The following is a 14355-nucleotide window of genomic DNA, read 5'->3' as shown; positions in this document are numbered from 1 at the left end:
CTATGCACCTGCTCATGTTATCGTCTTATTGAAAACGGAATTGCGACGTTAAAAAAAGAGCAGTCGTCTATGCTGCTCTTTTTGATCATGAAAACAAAACATATGAGGTGAACAAGTGAAACAAACAAGAGCTTTAGTAGAGGGCGCCATTCTGGTCAGTCTTTTTGCTGTTTTAATGATGATAAGCCTCTATATTCCTTTAATCGGAACGTTTCTCTTATTGACATTGCCTTTGCCTGCCATGATACAAACGATCAGGCATGGGGTAAAACCCGGTTTTTTCATGGGTCTGGTGAGTTTGCCCGTTACATTGATTGCAGGTTCTTTAAGCGGCTTGGCCATCGCATTTCCTGTCATCGCCGCGGGAATTCTCATGGGCTTTCACTACAGAAAAAAAGAACCTGCACAGGCGATTGCTTCAGCAGCCATTGCATACATGGTGTCACTGGTTCTGCTGCTTTTCATTAGTATTCAGTTTCTTGGGTTAAACTTAATAGAAGAAGCCAATCAATCATATAATGAATCATTCAAAATGTCTGAAACGCTGATCAAACAGTTTGGAAACAGCAAAGAGACGGCGGAACAGATGGAGCTCATCAAAGAACAATTAAAACAGACGCAGTATCTATATCCGACGGTGATCGTGATCTTTTCAGGCATCGTCGCCTTTTTAAATCATCTCATCGCTAAGCCGATACTGCGGCGTTTTGCTTTGCAGGTCCCGCCTCTAAAACCGTTCAGGGAACTGAAGCTTCCGCAAGGCACGATCTGGCTCTATTTGCTGACGATTCTCCTGTCGCTGGCACCGGCTGAAGAGGGGAGCGCGTTCTACTCGTTCATTTTGAATGCGAGCACGATGATGGGACTCATCATCGCGATACAAGGTTTTTCATTCATTTTTTATTTCTGTTACGCCAAAAAGCTGCCAACGGTCCTGCCTGTTCTTTTTTTGATTTTCGGGCTGCTTACGCCGTTGCTGTATCTCGTTCGCATCTTGGGTATAATTGACATAGGTTTTAATTTAAGAGAGAAAATAAAAAAGTCGTAACCGACGTTCTCTCGGGTGGTGAGGAGTTGATTTGAGTGCCAAGTTTTTATGAAAAACCGTTATTTCGATATCCCATATATTCTTTAATTATCGTCACAATCATTTCTGTCCTCATCAACGTTTATTTTAATTGGGTGGCAGGAGCGGCCGGCATCGTTGTTCTTGGCGTTATTTTATTCTTTTTGAAACGAGCGGACTCTCAAATCAGAAAAGAATTGGATGATTATATTTCGACTTTGTCTTACAGGCTTAAAAAAGTCGGGGAGGAAGCGCTGCTTGAAATGCCGATCGGGATTATGCTGTTCAATGATCAATACTATGTTGAATGGGCAAATCCGTTCATGGCTTCATGCTTTAGTGAAAGTACGCTCGTCGGCAGATCGCTCTATGATATTTGCGAGTCTGTCGTTCCTTTGATTAAGCAGGAAGTCGATACGGAAACGATCACGTTAAACGAGCGGAAATTTAACGTGGTGATCAAAAGAGAAGAAAAGCTTCTATATTTCTTTGATGTCACAGAGCAGACGCAGATTGAGAAGCAGTATGAAAATGAACGGACAGTTCTTGCTTACATATTTTTAGACAATTATGATGATGTGACACAAGGGCTGGACGACCAGACAAGAAGCACGATGAACAGCGAAGTAACCTCCCTTCTGAATCAATGGGCCAAACAATACGGCATATTTCTAAAACGGATTTCCTCTGAGCGGTTTATCGGTGTATTAAATGAGCACATTTTAAGCGAGCTGGAAGCATCGAAGTTTTCGATTCTTGATGAAATCCGGGAGAAAACGTCGGTTCATGCGATTTCACTGACATTAAGCATCGGGATCGGCGCATCTGTCTCCTCGTTGAAGGAGCTCGGCGATCTTGCGCAATCGAGCCTTGATCTGGCGCTTGGGCGCGGAGGCGACCAGGTGGCGATCAAGCAGCCGAACGGAAAAGTGAAATTTTACGGCGGAAAAACGAATCCGATGGAAAAGCGGACACGGGTCAGAGCGCGGGTCATTTCCCATGCTCTAAAGGAAATTGTCTCTGAAAGCAGCAATGTTATTATTATGGGGCATAAGTTCCCCGACATGGATTCGATCGGTTCAGCCATCGGGATCTTAAAGGTGGCGCAGGCCAACGGAAAAGACGGGTTTGTCGTGATTGACTCCAATCAGATCGGCGCCAGCGTCCAGCGGTTAATCGGCGAAATTAAAAAATATGAAGAGCTGTGGTCGCGGTTTATTACGCCGGAAGAGGCGCTTGAAATTGCTAAAGACGATACTCTGCTCGTGATTGTCGATACGCATAGGCCGTCTTTTGTTATTGAAGAAAGACTGGTCAATAAAATTGAAAATGTCGTCGTTATCGATCATCATAGAAGAGGGGAAGAATTTATTAAAGATCCGCTGCTTGTCTATATGGAGCCTTATGCTTCATCCACGGCAGAGCTTGTGACCGAGCTGCTTGAATATCAGCCGAAGCGCTTAAAAATCAATATGATTGAAGCGACCGCACTGCTGGCGGGAATTATTGTTGATACGAAAAGCTTTTCTCTCCGCACGGGCTCCCGTACGTTTGACGCAGCGTCATACCTGAGGGCAAAAGGCGCTGACACCGTACTGGTGCAAAAGTTTTTAAAAGAAACAGCCGATCATTATATTAAAAGGGCAAGGCTTATCCAGCATACATCCTTTTATAGAAGCGGCATCGCCATCGCGTCTCTGCCAAACGGCGAGGCGGACGAATACTTTGACCAAGTCATCATTGCGCAAGCCGCGGATTCTCTCCTTTCCATGAGTGAAGTTGAAGCTTCTTTCGCAGTAGCGAGAAGAGACGACAGCACAGTATGCATCAGTGCGAGATCGCTTGGCGAAGTAAACGTTCAAATCATCATGGAAGCCCTTGAAGGCGGAGGACATTTAACAAACGCCGCTACACAGCTGACGGATGTATCGGTTGGGGAAGCGCTCCGGCGTCTGAAAGAAGCGATTGACGAGTATTTTGAAGGAGGCATTCAAACATGAAGGTAATTTTCTTACAGGATGTGAAAGGCAAAGGGAAAAAAGGCGAGGTTAAAAATGTGGCGGACGGATACGCGCACAACTTTTTAATCAAAAAAGGCCTTGCTGTTGAAGCGACGTCTTCCAATATCAGCGCGCTTGAAGGACAGAAGAAGAAAGAGAAAAAAGAAGCGGCTGAAGAGCTGAAACAGGCGAAAGAAATGAAAAAAACGCTTGAAAATATTACAGTTGAACTGACAGCCAAGTCAGGAGAAGGCGGCCGTCTATTCGGTTCCGTCACAAGCAAGCAGATTGCTGACGCGCTGCAAAAAGCACATCAATTAAAGGTTGATAAGCGAAAAATTGAACTGAATGATGCCATCCGTTCGTTAGGATATACAAATGTACCGGTTAAGCTTCATCCTGAGGTACAGGCGACACTGAAAGTACATGTGAAAGAGCAATCATAAAGAGTAAGCCCCTTCTATGAAGGGGCTCTTTTTTATAAATCTTTTCTCATTTCGTTTGCCAAAAATTCAACATCCGTGCCGACGATGACCTGCAGTTCATGCTGGTTTAATTTCACAATCCCTTTGGCTCCCATAGCTTTCAGCGCTTTTTCATCCAATTTCGACGCATCGTGGATCTTGAGTCTGAGGCGGGTCACACAGTTGTTGAGCGTTTCAATGTTTTCTTTTCCGCCGAGCGCTTCAAGATATTGGACGGCAAGGCTTTCGTATTTGGATGACCCCGTTTCCGTGCCGGCCGGCGGTGTATTTGCTTCTTCGTCGTCTTCCCGTCCAGGCGTTTTCAAATTCAGCTTTGTGATCAAGAAGTAAAAAAGGACGAAATAGATGATGCCGTACACCAGTCCGACTGGCAGCAATATCAGCGGCTTTGTGGCGATGCCAAAATTCAAGAGATAATCAATGATTCCCGCTGAAAACGTAAAGCCATGGTGGATGCCCAGCATATTAGTGATGGCCATCGCGCTCGCTGTTAAAACGGCGTGAATGCCGAAAAGAAGAGGCGACAGGAACATAAATGTAAACTCAATCGGCTCTGTGATGCCTGTTAAAAACGATGTGAACGCCAAGCCGATCAGAAAGCCGGCTGTTGCTTTGCGGCGGTGTTTTTTAGCGGCTGCAATCATAGCCAGACACGCGGCCGGAAGCCCGAACATCATGATCGGGAAAAAGCCCGTCATAAAAGCGCCAGCGCTTGGATCTCCGGCAAAGAACCTGTTCATGTCGCCCGTTTTGCCGGCGAATTCACCAAACACCATCCATACCATGTTGTTCAAGATATGATGAAGCCCCAGAGGAAGGAGCAATCTGTTCAAAAGCCCGAAGATGCCGACTCCCAGTGCCCCGGCATGAATAATCCAGCTGCCGACGGCATCGATCGCTTGCTGCGCGTATATCCAGACAAACCCGAAAATGGCCGCGAGAATAATAGAAGACAGAGCCGTCATAATCGGGACGCAGCGTTTTCCGCCAAAAAATCCGAGCCACTCCGGCAGCTTTGCATCTTTAAAACGGTTATACATTATCGCGGCGACGACCCCTGAAATAATTCCGCCAAGCACTCCCATATTCAGGTCTTGATTAATGGCTGCAAGGCCGCCTGTCAAAACAAAATAGCCGATGGCCCCTGACAGTGCTGCGGCTCCGTGTCCATCCTTCGATAAGCCGATGGCAACTCCGATCGCAAAAATGATCGGCAATTGATCAAGAATCGACTGGCCCGAGGCGGCGATAAACGGAATATTGAACATATCTTCTCTTCCTAAAGCGAGCAAAAGGCCCGCGGCAGGAAGAACGGCGATCGGAAGCATTAAAGCGCGCCCGATATTTTGAAGAAAACCAAGCATCATGAAAACCCCTTTCGATGATATTGAATCGCATGTTTTAAACGGCCATTTTCATGGGATAGACAACGGTCTGCATCCTCAAGCGTCCCGTTTGTCAGCACCATAAAAATCGCTGCTTTTATGTTATAGCGGCTTTCTTTTAAAGCCTGTAACGCTTCATCATGTGATATGCCGGTGGTGTTCATTAACATGTCCACGGCCCGGTTTTTCAGCTTTTGATTCAGCAATTTCATATTGACCATCTCGTTTTGATAGACATGGCCGAGACGCACCATGGCCGCTGTTGACAGCATATTAAGGATCAGTTTTTGTGCTGTTCCCGCTTTTAGGCGGGTTGAGCCGCGAATCACTTCCGGCCCTGTCTGGGCTTCGATGGCAATGTCGCTGAACTTGGCCGCTTCCGTCTCTTTGTTGCAGCTGATTGAAACAGAGACGGCGCCAAGCTTTTTTGCATAGGATAAACCGGACAGGACGTAAGGCGTCAAACCGCTGGCCGAGACGCCGACGAATACATCCGCTTTTGAAAATGAACGTGCTTGCAGCTGGGAGATGATCGTTTCCCGGTCATCTTCATTTTCTTCGAGCGGCTTCCACATAGCTTCATAATCTCCCGCGATAAGGCCGACCCACTGATGTTCATCAAGTGAAAATGTAGGGGGAAGCTCAGCGGCATCAAGAACGGCCAACCTTCCGCTGGTGCCTGCTCCCGCGGCAAACACCCTTCCACCTGTCTGAAGACGGCTGGCAATCATGTCAGCGGCATGGGCAATTCGGGGAAGACACGGTTTGACGGCTTGGGGAACGGTTTGGTCTTCCTCGTTCATCAAGGTGACAATATCCAGCGTAGACATTTCATCAAGTGCTCTGCTTTTTGCGTTTGAACCTTCTGTTGTTTTCATCGTTCTTTCCTCTTCATATCAATTACAAATTTGTATCGGTCTCCTCTGTAAACCGATTTCACCAGCTCAAACGGCCTGTCGTCTGTCAAATAGCTGCACCGCTCGATTAACAGGACGGGCGCTCCTTCCTCAATATCCAGCGGTACGCTTTCAGCCTGCTGCGCGATTGACGGTTCAAGCGTTTGCGTGGCTTGGTCGATAGTGAGAGAAAGCGTGTTTTCTACATAATCATATAGCGATGCATTCATAATATCTTCCGTGAGGCCATTGATCAGATCAACGGGCAAGTATGAAATTTCATAAGCCATCGGAATCTCGTCGGCAAGGCGGATCCGTTTTACTTCATAGACGGAAGACCCTTCAGGTATTTCCAATTTGGAAGCCGTTCTTTGATCACACGGAATGGTTCGGAATCCGAGCATCTTTGTCCCCGGTGTCATGCCTCTCGACTTCATGTCTTCAGAAAAGCTCGTGAGTCCTTGAAGGGTTTGCTCGATCTTTGGTTTGGCAATGAATGTTCCTTTTCCCCGCTGCCGCACGAGAATGCCCTCATTTACAAGATTGTTGACGGCCTGCCGGACTGTCATTCTGCTCACTTCGTATTTTTCCGCAAATTCCCTCTCAGAAGGAATGAGGTCCCCCGGCTTTAAATCGTTCGTCTCTGCGAGTTTCTTAATTTCAGTTTCAATCTGGTAGTATATTGGAATGTGGGAATCTTTTTTGATCAAAAGATCATGCTCCTTTCTTTCACAGCCGATAATGCGTCTCTGTCAGCAATGATCACCACGTTCTCATGCATGTTTAATACGGAAGCGGGAGTCCCCTCGTGCGGTTCTTCACTGAGCAGCCTTGCCAGGATGCCGGCTTTGTTCGCTCCTGAGACGAGCAGCAGAATCTGTTTGCTTTTCATAATCGTTGAAATGCCCATCGTGACAGCTTTGGTCGGTACGGATGAAAGTGAGTCAAAATAACGGGCATTGGCTTTTCGCGTCGATTCAGTAAGCTCGACGACATGCGTTTTCGAAGAAAAAGGCGTCCCCGGTTCATTAAAGCCGATGTGGCCGTTCAAGCCGAGGCCGAGCAACTGAAGATCAACTCCTCCGAGCCGCTCGATCAAAGCTTCATAGCGCTCGCATTCGGCTGTCAGATCTGCGGCCATTCCATTCGGCAGATAAGTGTGGCTCGAAGGAATGCCAATATGATGAAACAGGTGCTTTTTCATGTAAAACGTGTAGCTGTTCTCATCATACGGCGCAAGGCCGACATACTCGTCTAAATTTACGGTATACACATGCTGATAAGCCGTTTTATGGCTCAAATGATCCTCCCGTAAGCATTTGTACGTGCCGAGCGGTGTGCCCCCGGTGGCTAATCCGAGCACGGGCGCTGATAACCCGTTCACTTTTTCAATGATGAATCGGGCGGCTTTTTCGCTCATATCCTGATAATGTTCAGCTTCAATGATTTTCATGGTCAAACCTCCCTTTTGCTGAATGCGATAGCTCCTTTACATAGCGTCAGAACGACTTCGTTGTCTTCGTTTAAAATGATCAGATCGGCATCTTTTCCGTTTCGAATGCTGCCTTTTCGTTCAAAAACGCCAAGCTGTTTAGCCGGATTTACAGCTGTCATATAGACGATGTCCTCAAGCGTACACTCTGAAAACTCCAGCATGTTTTGGGCGGCCTGATTCATCTTCAGTATGCTTCCGGCTAATGTCCCGTCTTTTAATACGGCTTGTTTGCCTTTGACGAAAACTTCCTGTCCTCCCAATGTGTAAGTCCCGTTTTGTAAACATTTGGCGCGCATGGCATCCGTAATCAAAATGATGCCTTCCTTCTGTTTTTGCCTGAAGGCCAATTTGACGACGGCAGGGTGGACATGAATGCCGTCGGCAATCACCTCTGCCGTGAGCTCCGGATATAAAAGGGCGCTTCCCGCCACGCCCGGCTCCCGGTGATGCAGGCCCCGCATGCCGTTAAATAAATGTGTCACATGTGAAACACCGGCTTTGATCCCGGCTTTCATTTCCTCGAGCCCCGCGTCAGAATGGCCGGCCGATGCGATGACGCCGGTCTCCTTCAAATAGGAAATCAGTTCCAAAGCCCCTTCTAGCTCCGGTGCGATTGTGACTAATTTAATGTTATTCCCGGACATTTGCTGCCATTCTTTGAATAGAGAAAGATCCGGCGGAATAATATCGTTCAGCGGCTGGGCCCCGCAGCGTTTTGCTGAAATAAAAGGGCCTTCCAGATGAATCCCCAGTATTTCCGCCGTGCCGGGGCGGTTTTCAGCCGACAGATAGTCTTTCGCGTTTTCGAGTGCATGTTCGATGGTTTCCTTATCCTGTGTCATGGTTGTCGCAAGAAAGCTTGTCGTGCCTTCTTTTGGAAGAGCTTCGGCCATCGTTTTTAAAGCTTCTCTCGTTCCATCCATCACATCGGCTCCATTGGCGCCGTGAATGTGAACATCAATCATGCCCGGCAGCACTTTATAGCTTTCCGGAAGCGGCATCGGCTCCGCTGTTTCAGCCGACTCGGGAATATTCTCCATGGGTCCGCAAGCCTCAATCTTTTCTCCGTTTGTCAGAAGAAAACCGTCTTCTATCATTCCATTTTCGCCGTAAATCGTAAGATGCTTAAAAATATAGCGCTGAGGTTTTGTAGTCATCACAGTCAAAAGTCCTTTCTTGAAAACGTTATCATAAGTATAGAACAGTATAAATCTAGTTGTCTAGACCAATATTGAAAAATAATCGACTTTTACATCCGATCATAAGCCCAAATCCTGCATCAATCCGCATTTTTGTCAGGTGATATGACAGTTTTTTTAAATTTCATCGGATTAAAAAAAGCCGACTGGAATGCCGGCTTTTGATTAAGCTGCTTTCGCATATATATAAAGATTTCTTCCTGCGCCGAGGCCTGTCCCGATCAAGGCGATCAAGGCCGCGATGAAAAGCAGGATCGGCCCGTTCCATGAATGTGTATGATCGTACAGGAAGCCGACAAAGCTTGGACCGATCGCCGCCAGCAAATAACCGGCCGATTGCGACATTCCCGATAGGGCTGCCGCTTGATGCGCATTCTCGCTTCGCAGCCCGATTAATGTCAAAGCAAGGCTGATGCTTGAGCCCTGTCCGACTCCGATCAAAACCACCCATAATGTCAGCAAGGCGGCATTTCCTCCGTACAGAAGGCCTGTCATGCCGGCCAGATAAAGAATGCCGAGCCCGAGGACAATGCTTTTTTGGTCGCGGAAGCGTCCAGCCAGTACCGGTGTTAAAAATGTTGACGGCAGGCTGGCAAATTGCATAAGCGACAGCATCCAGCCGGATAGCGACATGCTCATTCCGTGGGATTTGAGGATTTCAGGAAGCCAGGCGATCGTACAATAAAACAAAAACGACTGAATCCCCATAAAAAACGTGACTTGCCAGGCAATTTTCGACCGCCAGACCGTCTGTCCATCCGTTTTGAGGCTGACCGTGCGGTTTGCGGTATCATGATAGCGGAGCTGGGGAACCCAGATCAAAATCGCCAGGAAGGCCAGTCCCGCCCATACCATGAGCGATGCGCTCCATCCCCACTGCAAGCCGTGTGAGAGCGGAATGCTGATCCCTGACGCCAAAGCGGCAAAAATCGACATTGATGTCGTATAAAAGCTTGTCATGATTCCCGCTTTTTCCGGATATTTATGTTTGATCAGACTTGGCAGCAAGACATTGCAAATCGCGATACCGATTCCGATCAGAGCGGTTCCTGCAAATAATGTGAACGCTTCCCCATAGGAGCGAAGCAAAATTCCGATCAGCAGAACGACCAATCCGATCCAAAGCGTCCTTTCATTTCCGAGCCTTTGCCCGAGCTTAGGGGCCACTGGAGAAAGAAAGGCAAAAGAAAGCAGCGGCAAGGTTGTTAAAAACCCGGCCATCCCGTTTGTCATATCCAGATCGGTGCGGATTGAACTGATCAGCGGTCCGACCGAGGTAATGGAAGGCCTTAAATTAAAAGCGATAAATATAATTCCCGTGATAAGTAAGATGTTGTTGATGCGGTTGCGTCGTGCGTCAATGTGGTGCATGCAGTATTCTCCTTTGCTTTCATGTGAAAAAGTGACATGAAAAAGAAACCCGGAAACACGATCCAGGGTTACTTTTTGTTTTCTTGTTTCTGTATGTCGGCAAGCCGCGCAAGCAGAATATGCTGCGGCATATGCATGATTTGTTCAAGGGGAAGGTTCAAAGATTCAGCAAGCTTTTGAGCCGTTTCGGCAGATATTTGTAAGGGCCTCATATTGTCCTCCATTTTCTATTGTACTAAAGCGGAAAGGGGACGCAACAGTAAATATTGTTCCCGATTTTTATTGTAACATCATATAACAGGTTGTTTGGAAGAAAAAGAAAAAAAGGATATAAAAGAATAGGAGGTGATCATCATGAACGCGCCGTTATCGGTTTTAAAAAAGAAATTGTATGAACAGCAGGTGAGATCACAGGGGATTTACACGTTTGAAGAGTACAAAGATATGCGAAACGTGCTGCAAACGCTGCGCATGAAATTTGCCGCTTATGAGGAATGGGAGCTGTATCAGAAGGCGACCGACGTAATGATCGGTATGCTGCTTAAAGACAATTGGAACGGAAGAATGGAATAATGCCGAATCAGCATCGCCGCGTCATCGCAAGACGCGGACACCCCCTCCTGAATATTCCCCGTATCACCATTTCCGCTGGCGACCACGCCGCATACCGCTATGAAAATATTTCTATAAAAAGCCATTCTCCTAAAGTCTATTTTTTTTCTGTAAAAATGGTAAAATAGACGTTGGGTTATTTTTAATGGGAGGACGGTGCTTAACATGACAGATCTTCTGAATGACAGGCTGCCGCCGCAGAATATTGAAGCTGAACAGGCCGTGTTAGGTGCTGTTTTTTTAGAACCATCCGCACTTACTTTGGCGTCTGAAGTCTTAATTCCAGATGATTTTTACAGAATGTCGCACCAAAAAATATTTAACGCCATGCTTGTTCTCGGAGACCGAGGCGAGCCTGTAGACTTGGTTACAGTCACATCAGAGCTTGCGAATACGGATCTTTTGGAAGAAGTCGGCGGAATTTCTTATTTGACGGATATTGCAAATTCTGTGCCTACAGCGGCTAATATAGAGTATTACGCTAAAATCGTGGAAGAAAAATCGATTCTCCGCCGTTTGATCCGTACAGCAACGTCGATTGCACAGGACGGATACACAAGGGAGGATGAAGTCGAAGATCTCTTAAGCGAAGCAGAAAAAACGATTATGGAAGTCGCCCAGCGCAAAAATACGGGCGCCTTTCAAAATATTAAGGATGTTCTCGTTCAAACGTACGACAATATTGAACAGCTTCACAACCGAAAAGGGGACATTACCGGAATCCCGACCGGTTTTACGGAGCTTGACAGAATGACGGCCGGCTTTCAGAGAAACGATCTGATCATCGTTGCCGCAAGGCCTTCTGTCGGTAAAACCGCTTTTGCTTTAAACATCGCGCAAAACGTAGCGACAAAAACGGATGAAAGCGTCGCGATCTTCAGTCTTGAGATGGGAGCGGAGCAGCTGGTGATGCGGATGCTTTGCGCCGAGGGCAACATTAACGCCCAAAATCTCCGTACCGGAAACTTGACGGAAGAAGACTGGGGCAAGCTGACAATGGCGATGGGGAGCCTGTCAAACAGCGGAATCTTCATCGATGATACACCGGGTATCAGAGTCAGCGAAATCCGTTCAAAATGCCGGCGGTTAAAGCAGGAGAACGGCCTCGGCATGATTTTGATCGACTATTTGCAGCTGATCCAAGGAAGCGGCCGATCAAGTGACAACCGCCAGCAGGAAGTATCGGAAATTTCCCGCGCGCTTAAAGCGCTCGCGAGGGAACTCGAAGTTCCGGTTATCGCGCTTTCTCAGCTGTCCCGCGGCGTTGAACAGCGCCAGGACAAACGGCCGATGATGTCAGACATCAGGGAATCGGGAAGTATTGAGCAGGATGCCGATATCGTCGCTTTCCTATACCGCGATGATTATTATGATAAAGAAACAGAGAATAAAAACATTATCGAGATTATCATCGCGAAACAGCGGAACGGCCCGGTCGGCACCGTTTCACTCGCATTTGTTAAAGAATATAATAAGTTCGTGAATCTGGAACGCCGGTTTGATGACGCGGGTGTTCCGCCTGGTGCATAAATCCCTAAGAGATGCTTCTTAGGGATTTTTTTTATTTCTCGTATCCCGGTTCTTGCCGATTTCAAACAGACCTGTCGCTGTTAAGCCGGCCAAGCCGCCCGCCCATAGGCGCAAAACGAGATCAAGCTCGGTGAATGGGTATGCGGCGGCTCCGATCAGAAAACCAATCAGCAGCGAAACAAGCGGAATCAGGTTTTTAGGCACCCTCACCGTTTTTTTCACAAGCTCAACGAGCGCCAAAATGATGGGCGACAATACGGATGCGAAAATCAATACGGTTTCCATTGGACATTCCCCCCTCCTTACTTTATTAAGTATTGAAGGGAATGCCGTTTTATGTGTATTTGTCCAGGAAAGCGGTTAAGTTGACTAGTTTTTTAGATTTTGCCGAAAAAAGCTCTCTTAAAAAAGAAATATATAAATAATAACGAACGAATATGTTTATGTGTAAAATAAATGTTCGGATTTACGATTGACTTTACAACTCTACACTGATAAACTGGATATGTTTGATATTGATATCGTTTAAAAGGTTAACGGAGGTGCACGGATATGTCTTCAGTAGTTGTTGTCGGTACGCAGTGGGGTGACGAAGGGAAAGGAAAGATCACAGATTTCCTTTCAGAAAACGCAGAGGTTATCGCACGGTACCAAGGCGGAAATAACGCAGGACATACGATTAAATTTAACGGAGTAACGTACAAGCTACACTTGATTCCATCCGGTATTTTTTATAAGGATAAAATATGTGTGATCGGCAACGGAATGGTCGTTGATCCGAAAGCGCTGGTGACGGAGCTTGCGTATCTTCATGAACGCAACGTCAGCACAGATAACCTGAGAATCTCGAACAGAGCCCATGTCATTCTGCCGTATCATTTAAAACTTGACGCGGTGGAAGAAGAACGGAAAGGGGCAAATAAAATCGGCACGACGAAAAAAGGAATCGGCCCGGCTTATATGGATAAAGCGGCCCGCATAGGAATCCGAATCGCCGACCTTTTGGACCGCGACGTTTTCGAAGAAAAGCTTGCCCGCAATCTGGAAGAAAAAAACCGTCTGCTTGAAAAAATGTATGAAGCGGAAGGATTTAAAATAGAAGACATTTTAGATGAATACTATGAATACGGTCAGCAAATCAAACAATATGTTTGCGACACGTCTGTCGTCTTAAACGATGCGCTTGATGACGGGCGCCGCGTCTTATTTGAAGGTGCGCAAGGGGTTATGCTTGATATCGACCAAGGGACCTATCCGTTTGTCACTTCTTCAAACCCTGTCGCCGGCGGCGTAACGATCGGCTCAGGCGTGGGTCCTACAAAAATCCAGCATGTCGTCGGCGTATCGAAAGCGTATACGACGCGTGTGGGAGACGGACCTTTCCCGACTGAGCTTGAAAATGAAATCGGAGACCAGATCCGTGAGGTCGGCCGCGAATACGGCACAACGACAGGACGCCCGCGCCGCGTCGGCTGGTTCGACAGCGTGGTTGTCCGCCATGCCCGCCGCGTCAGCGGAATTACAGATCTTTCTTTAAACTCAATCGATGTATTGACCGGAATTGAAACATTGAAAATCTGTGTCGCATACAAGTATCGCGGGGAAATTCTTGAAGAGTTCCCGGCAAGCTTAAAAGCGCTCGCCGAATGCGAGCCTGTCTATGAAGAAATGCCGGGCTGGACAGAAGATATCACAGGAGCGAAAAGCTTGAGCGATCTGCCTGAAAATGCCCGCCATTACCTTGAGCGAGTATCTCAGCTGACAGGCATTCCGCTTTCTATTTTCTCTGTCGGTCCTGACCGCTCTCAGACAAATGTCATCAGAAGCGTGTACCGGCCGAACTAATCCAAGAGCCTCTGCAATCCGCAGGGGCTTTTTTTCAAGAAAACGGGCAAGTTCTGCCGGTGAAAAATAAGAAAACCATTCGTGGACGCTGCCGGGCGGCAAGGAAGAAACGGGCTTGGGCGTTTAGCTCCTGGGTATTTTGAGATTAAACGAAGCGGGAAAAAAGAGTCCTAAAGCAAAGCTTACAGTCCGTCCGGATGCCACTGCATTGACGGGAACATCATGGAAGCAAAGATTGAGGCGAAACGGCATTCTGTTCTGAATAAAACAGCAAAGAGGAGGAGTATCATCATGAGAGAAAAAATAATTAGAGAAAAAATAAAAAAATATATTGCCACCTCTGTTCGTTCTATGATAATATAAATCTCGTTGTTGCGAAAACAATGCAAGAGCCATTAGCTCAGTTGGTAGAGCATCTGACTTTTAATCAGAGGGTCGAAGGTTCGAGTCCTTCATGGCTCACCATTCTTT

General features: G+C 47.0%; 15 protein-coding genes and 1 tRNA gene. 8 read left to right on the top strand and 8 right to left on the bottom strand.

Annotated elements, in window-relative coordinates; genetic code table 11:
- Positions 1-115 precede the first annotated feature (115 nt).
- From BTR1S_RS19540 to rplI, 3 genes are read left to right on the top strand one after another with little or no spacing between them, the layout of a single operon-like run.
- A complete protein-coding gene (locus tag BTR1S_RS19540) occupies positions 116-1048 on the top strand; it encodes a YybS family protein (RefSeq protein ID WP_006639810.1) in 933 nt (310 codons plus the stop codon).
- Positions 1049-1083: 35 nt separating this feature from the next.
- A complete protein-coding gene (locus tag BTR1S_RS19535; protein WP_006639808.1) occupies positions 1084-3066 on the top strand; it encodes a DHH family phosphoesterase in 1983 nt (660 codons plus the stop codon).
- Entirely contained in the window at positions 3063-3512 is a 450-nt protein-coding gene (gene rplI / locus BTR1S_RS19530) for a 50S ribosomal protein L9 (protein WP_006639807.1), read from the top strand. Before BTR1S_RS19535 ends, rplI begins: the two co-directional genes overlap by 4 nt.
- A gap of 32 nt (positions 3513-3544) precedes the next feature.
- Here the strand turns inward: rplI and nagE are convergent, their stop codons facing one another.
- The 7 genes from nagE to BTR1S_RS22230 form a co-directional block, all read right to left on the bottom strand.
- Entirely contained in the window at positions 3545-4915 is a 1371-nt protein-coding gene (nagE, locus tag BTR1S_RS19525) for an N-acetylglucosamine-specific PTS transporter subunit IIBC (protein WP_006639806.1), read from the bottom strand.
- A complete protein-coding gene (gene murQ, locus BTR1S_RS19520; RefSeq protein WP_006639805.1) occupies positions 4915-5814 on the bottom strand; it encodes an N-acetylmuramic acid 6-phosphate etherase in 900 nt (299 codons plus the stop codon). The genes nagE and murQ overlap by 1 nt, the downstream gene beginning before the upstream one ends.
- Positions 5811-6542 carry a GntR family transcriptional regulator gene (locus BTR1S_RS19515; protein WP_029419798.1) on the bottom strand — a complete coding sequence of 244 codons (732 nt, stop codon included), beginning with the start codon at positions 6540-6542 and terminating at the stop codon, positions 5811-5813. The genes murQ and BTR1S_RS19515 overlap by 4 nt, the downstream gene beginning before the upstream one ends.
- On the bottom strand, positions 6539-7285 hold the full coding sequence (nagB, locus tag BTR1S_RS19510) for a glucosamine-6-phosphate deaminase (protein ID WP_006639803.1): 747 nt from the start codon (positions 7283-7285) through the stop codon (positions 6539-6541). Before nagB ends, BTR1S_RS19515 begins: the two co-directional genes overlap by 4 nt.
- A 2-nt stretch (positions 7286-7287) precedes the next feature.
- Positions 7288-8484 carry an N-acetylglucosamine-6-phosphate deacetylase gene (nagA, locus tag BTR1S_RS19505; protein ID WP_006639802.1) on the bottom strand — a complete coding sequence of 399 codons (1197 nt, stop codon included), beginning with the start codon at positions 8482-8484 and terminating at the stop codon, positions 7288-7290.
- A 207-nt stretch (positions 8485-8691) separates the two neighbouring features.
- Positions 8692-9897, bottom strand: a complete 1206-nt coding sequence (locus BTR1S_RS19500; RefSeq protein WP_006639801.1) for a CynX/NimT family MFS transporter — start codon at positions 9895-9897, stop codon at positions 8692-8694.
- A 68-nt stretch (positions 9898-9965) separates the two neighbouring features.
- Entirely contained in the window at positions 9966-10109 is a 144-nt protein-coding gene (locus BTR1S_RS22230) for a YycC family protein (protein ID WP_006639800.1), read from the bottom strand.
- 142 nt (positions 10110-10251) lie between these two features.
- Between BTR1S_RS22230 and BTR1S_RS19495 the strand changes: the two genes are divergently transcribed.
- From BTR1S_RS19495 to dnaB, 3 genes are read left to right on the top strand one after another with little or no spacing between them, the layout of a single operon-like run.
- Complete coding sequence (locus BTR1S_RS19495) at positions 10252-10470, top strand: hypothetical protein (RefSeq protein WP_006639799.1); 219 nt, start codon at positions 10252-10254, stop codon at positions 10468-10470.
- Entirely contained in the window at positions 10470-10637 is a 168-nt protein-coding gene (locus BTR1S_RS22615) for a hypothetical protein (RefSeq protein ID WP_155910211.1), read from the top strand. Before BTR1S_RS19495 ends, BTR1S_RS22615 begins: the two co-directional genes overlap by 1 nt.
- 37 nt (positions 10638-10674) lie before the next feature.
- Entirely contained in the window at positions 10675-12039 is a 1365-nt protein-coding gene (dnaB, locus tag BTR1S_RS19490; RefSeq protein ID WP_006639797.1) for a replicative DNA helicase, read from the top strand.
- A gap of 18 nt (positions 12040-12057) precedes the next feature.
- On the opposite strand, the gene BTR1S_RS19485 is transcribed toward dnaB, so the two are convergent.
- Positions 12058-12324: a holin gene (locus tag BTR1S_RS19485; RefSeq protein WP_006639796.1), complete on the bottom strand. Its 267-nt coding sequence runs from the start codon at positions 12322-12324 to the stop codon at positions 12058-12060.
- A 267-nt stretch (positions 12325-12591) separates the two neighbouring features.
- Here BTR1S_RS19485 and BTR1S_RS19480 point away from each other — a divergent pair, with 267 nt between their 5' ends.
- The gene (locus tag BTR1S_RS19480) at positions 12592-13884 is read left to right on the top strand and encodes an adenylosuccinate synthase (protein ID WP_006639795.1); all 1293 of its coding nucleotides are present in this window, start codon (positions 12592-12594) and stop codon (positions 13882-13884) included.
- A 389-nt stretch (positions 13885-14273) separates the two neighbouring features.
- Positions 14274-14349, top strand: a tRNA-Lys gene (locus BTR1S_RS19475).
- Positions 14350-14355 lie beyond the last annotated feature (6 nt).

It is taken from the genome of Bacillus sonorensis NBRC 101234 = KCTC 13918 (genome assembly GCF_001592005.1).
Lineage (GTDB): Bacteria > Bacillota > Bacilli > Bacillales > Bacillaceae > Bacillus > Bacillus sonorensis.
This window is presented reverse-complemented; position numbering and strand designations above follow the sequence as displayed.

What these genes read in the sequence shown, in the direction of transcription:
- rplI (WP_006639807.1), top strand. Translation starts at nt 3,063, where the DNA reads ATGAAGGTAATTTTCTTACAGGATGTGAAAGGCAAAGGGAAAAAAGGC.
- nagE (WP_006639806.1), bottom strand. Translation starts at nt 4,915, where the DNA reads ATGCTTGGTTTTCTTCAAAATATCGGGCGCGCTTTAATGCTTCCGATC.
- murQ (WP_006639805.1), bottom strand. Translation starts at nt 5,814, where the DNA reads ATGAAAACAACAGAAGGTTCAAACGCAAAAAGCAGAGCACTTGATGAA.
- nagB (WP_006639803.1), bottom strand. Translation starts at nt 7,285, where the DNA reads ATGAAAATCATTGAAGCTGAACATTATCAGGATATGAGCGAAAAAGCC.
- nagA (WP_006639802.1), bottom strand. Translation starts at nt 8,484, where the DNA reads ATGACTACAAAACCTCAGCGCTATATTTTTAAGCATCTTACGATTTAC.
- BTR1S_RS19500 (WP_006639801.1), bottom strand. Translation starts at nt 9,897, where the DNA reads ATGCACCACATTGACGCACGACGCAACCGCATCAACAACATCTTACTT.
- BTR1S_RS22230 (WP_006639800.1), bottom strand. Translation starts at nt 10,109, where the DNA reads ATGAGGCCCTTACAAATATCTGCCGAAACGGCTCAAAAGCTTGCTGAA.
- BTR1S_RS19495 (WP_006639799.1), top strand. Translation starts at nt 10,252, where the DNA reads ATGAACGCGCCGTTATCGGTTTTAAAAAAGAAATTGTATGAACAGCAG.
- BTR1S_RS22615 (WP_155910211.1), top strand. Translation starts at nt 10,470, where the DNA reads ATGCCGAATCAGCATCGCCGCGTCATCGCAAGACGCGGACACCCCCTC.
- dnaB (WP_006639797.1), top strand. Translation starts at nt 10,675, where the DNA reads ATGACAGATCTTCTGAATGACAGGCTGCCGCCGCAGAATATTGAAGCT.
- BTR1S_RS19485 (WP_006639796.1), bottom strand. Translation starts at nt 12,324, where the DNA reads ATGGAAACCGTATTGATTTTCGCATCCGTATTGTCGCCCATCATTTTG.
- BTR1S_RS19480 (WP_006639795.1), top strand. Translation starts at nt 12,592, where the DNA reads ATGTCTTCAGTAGTTGTTGTCGGTACGCAGTGGGGTGACGAAGGGAAA.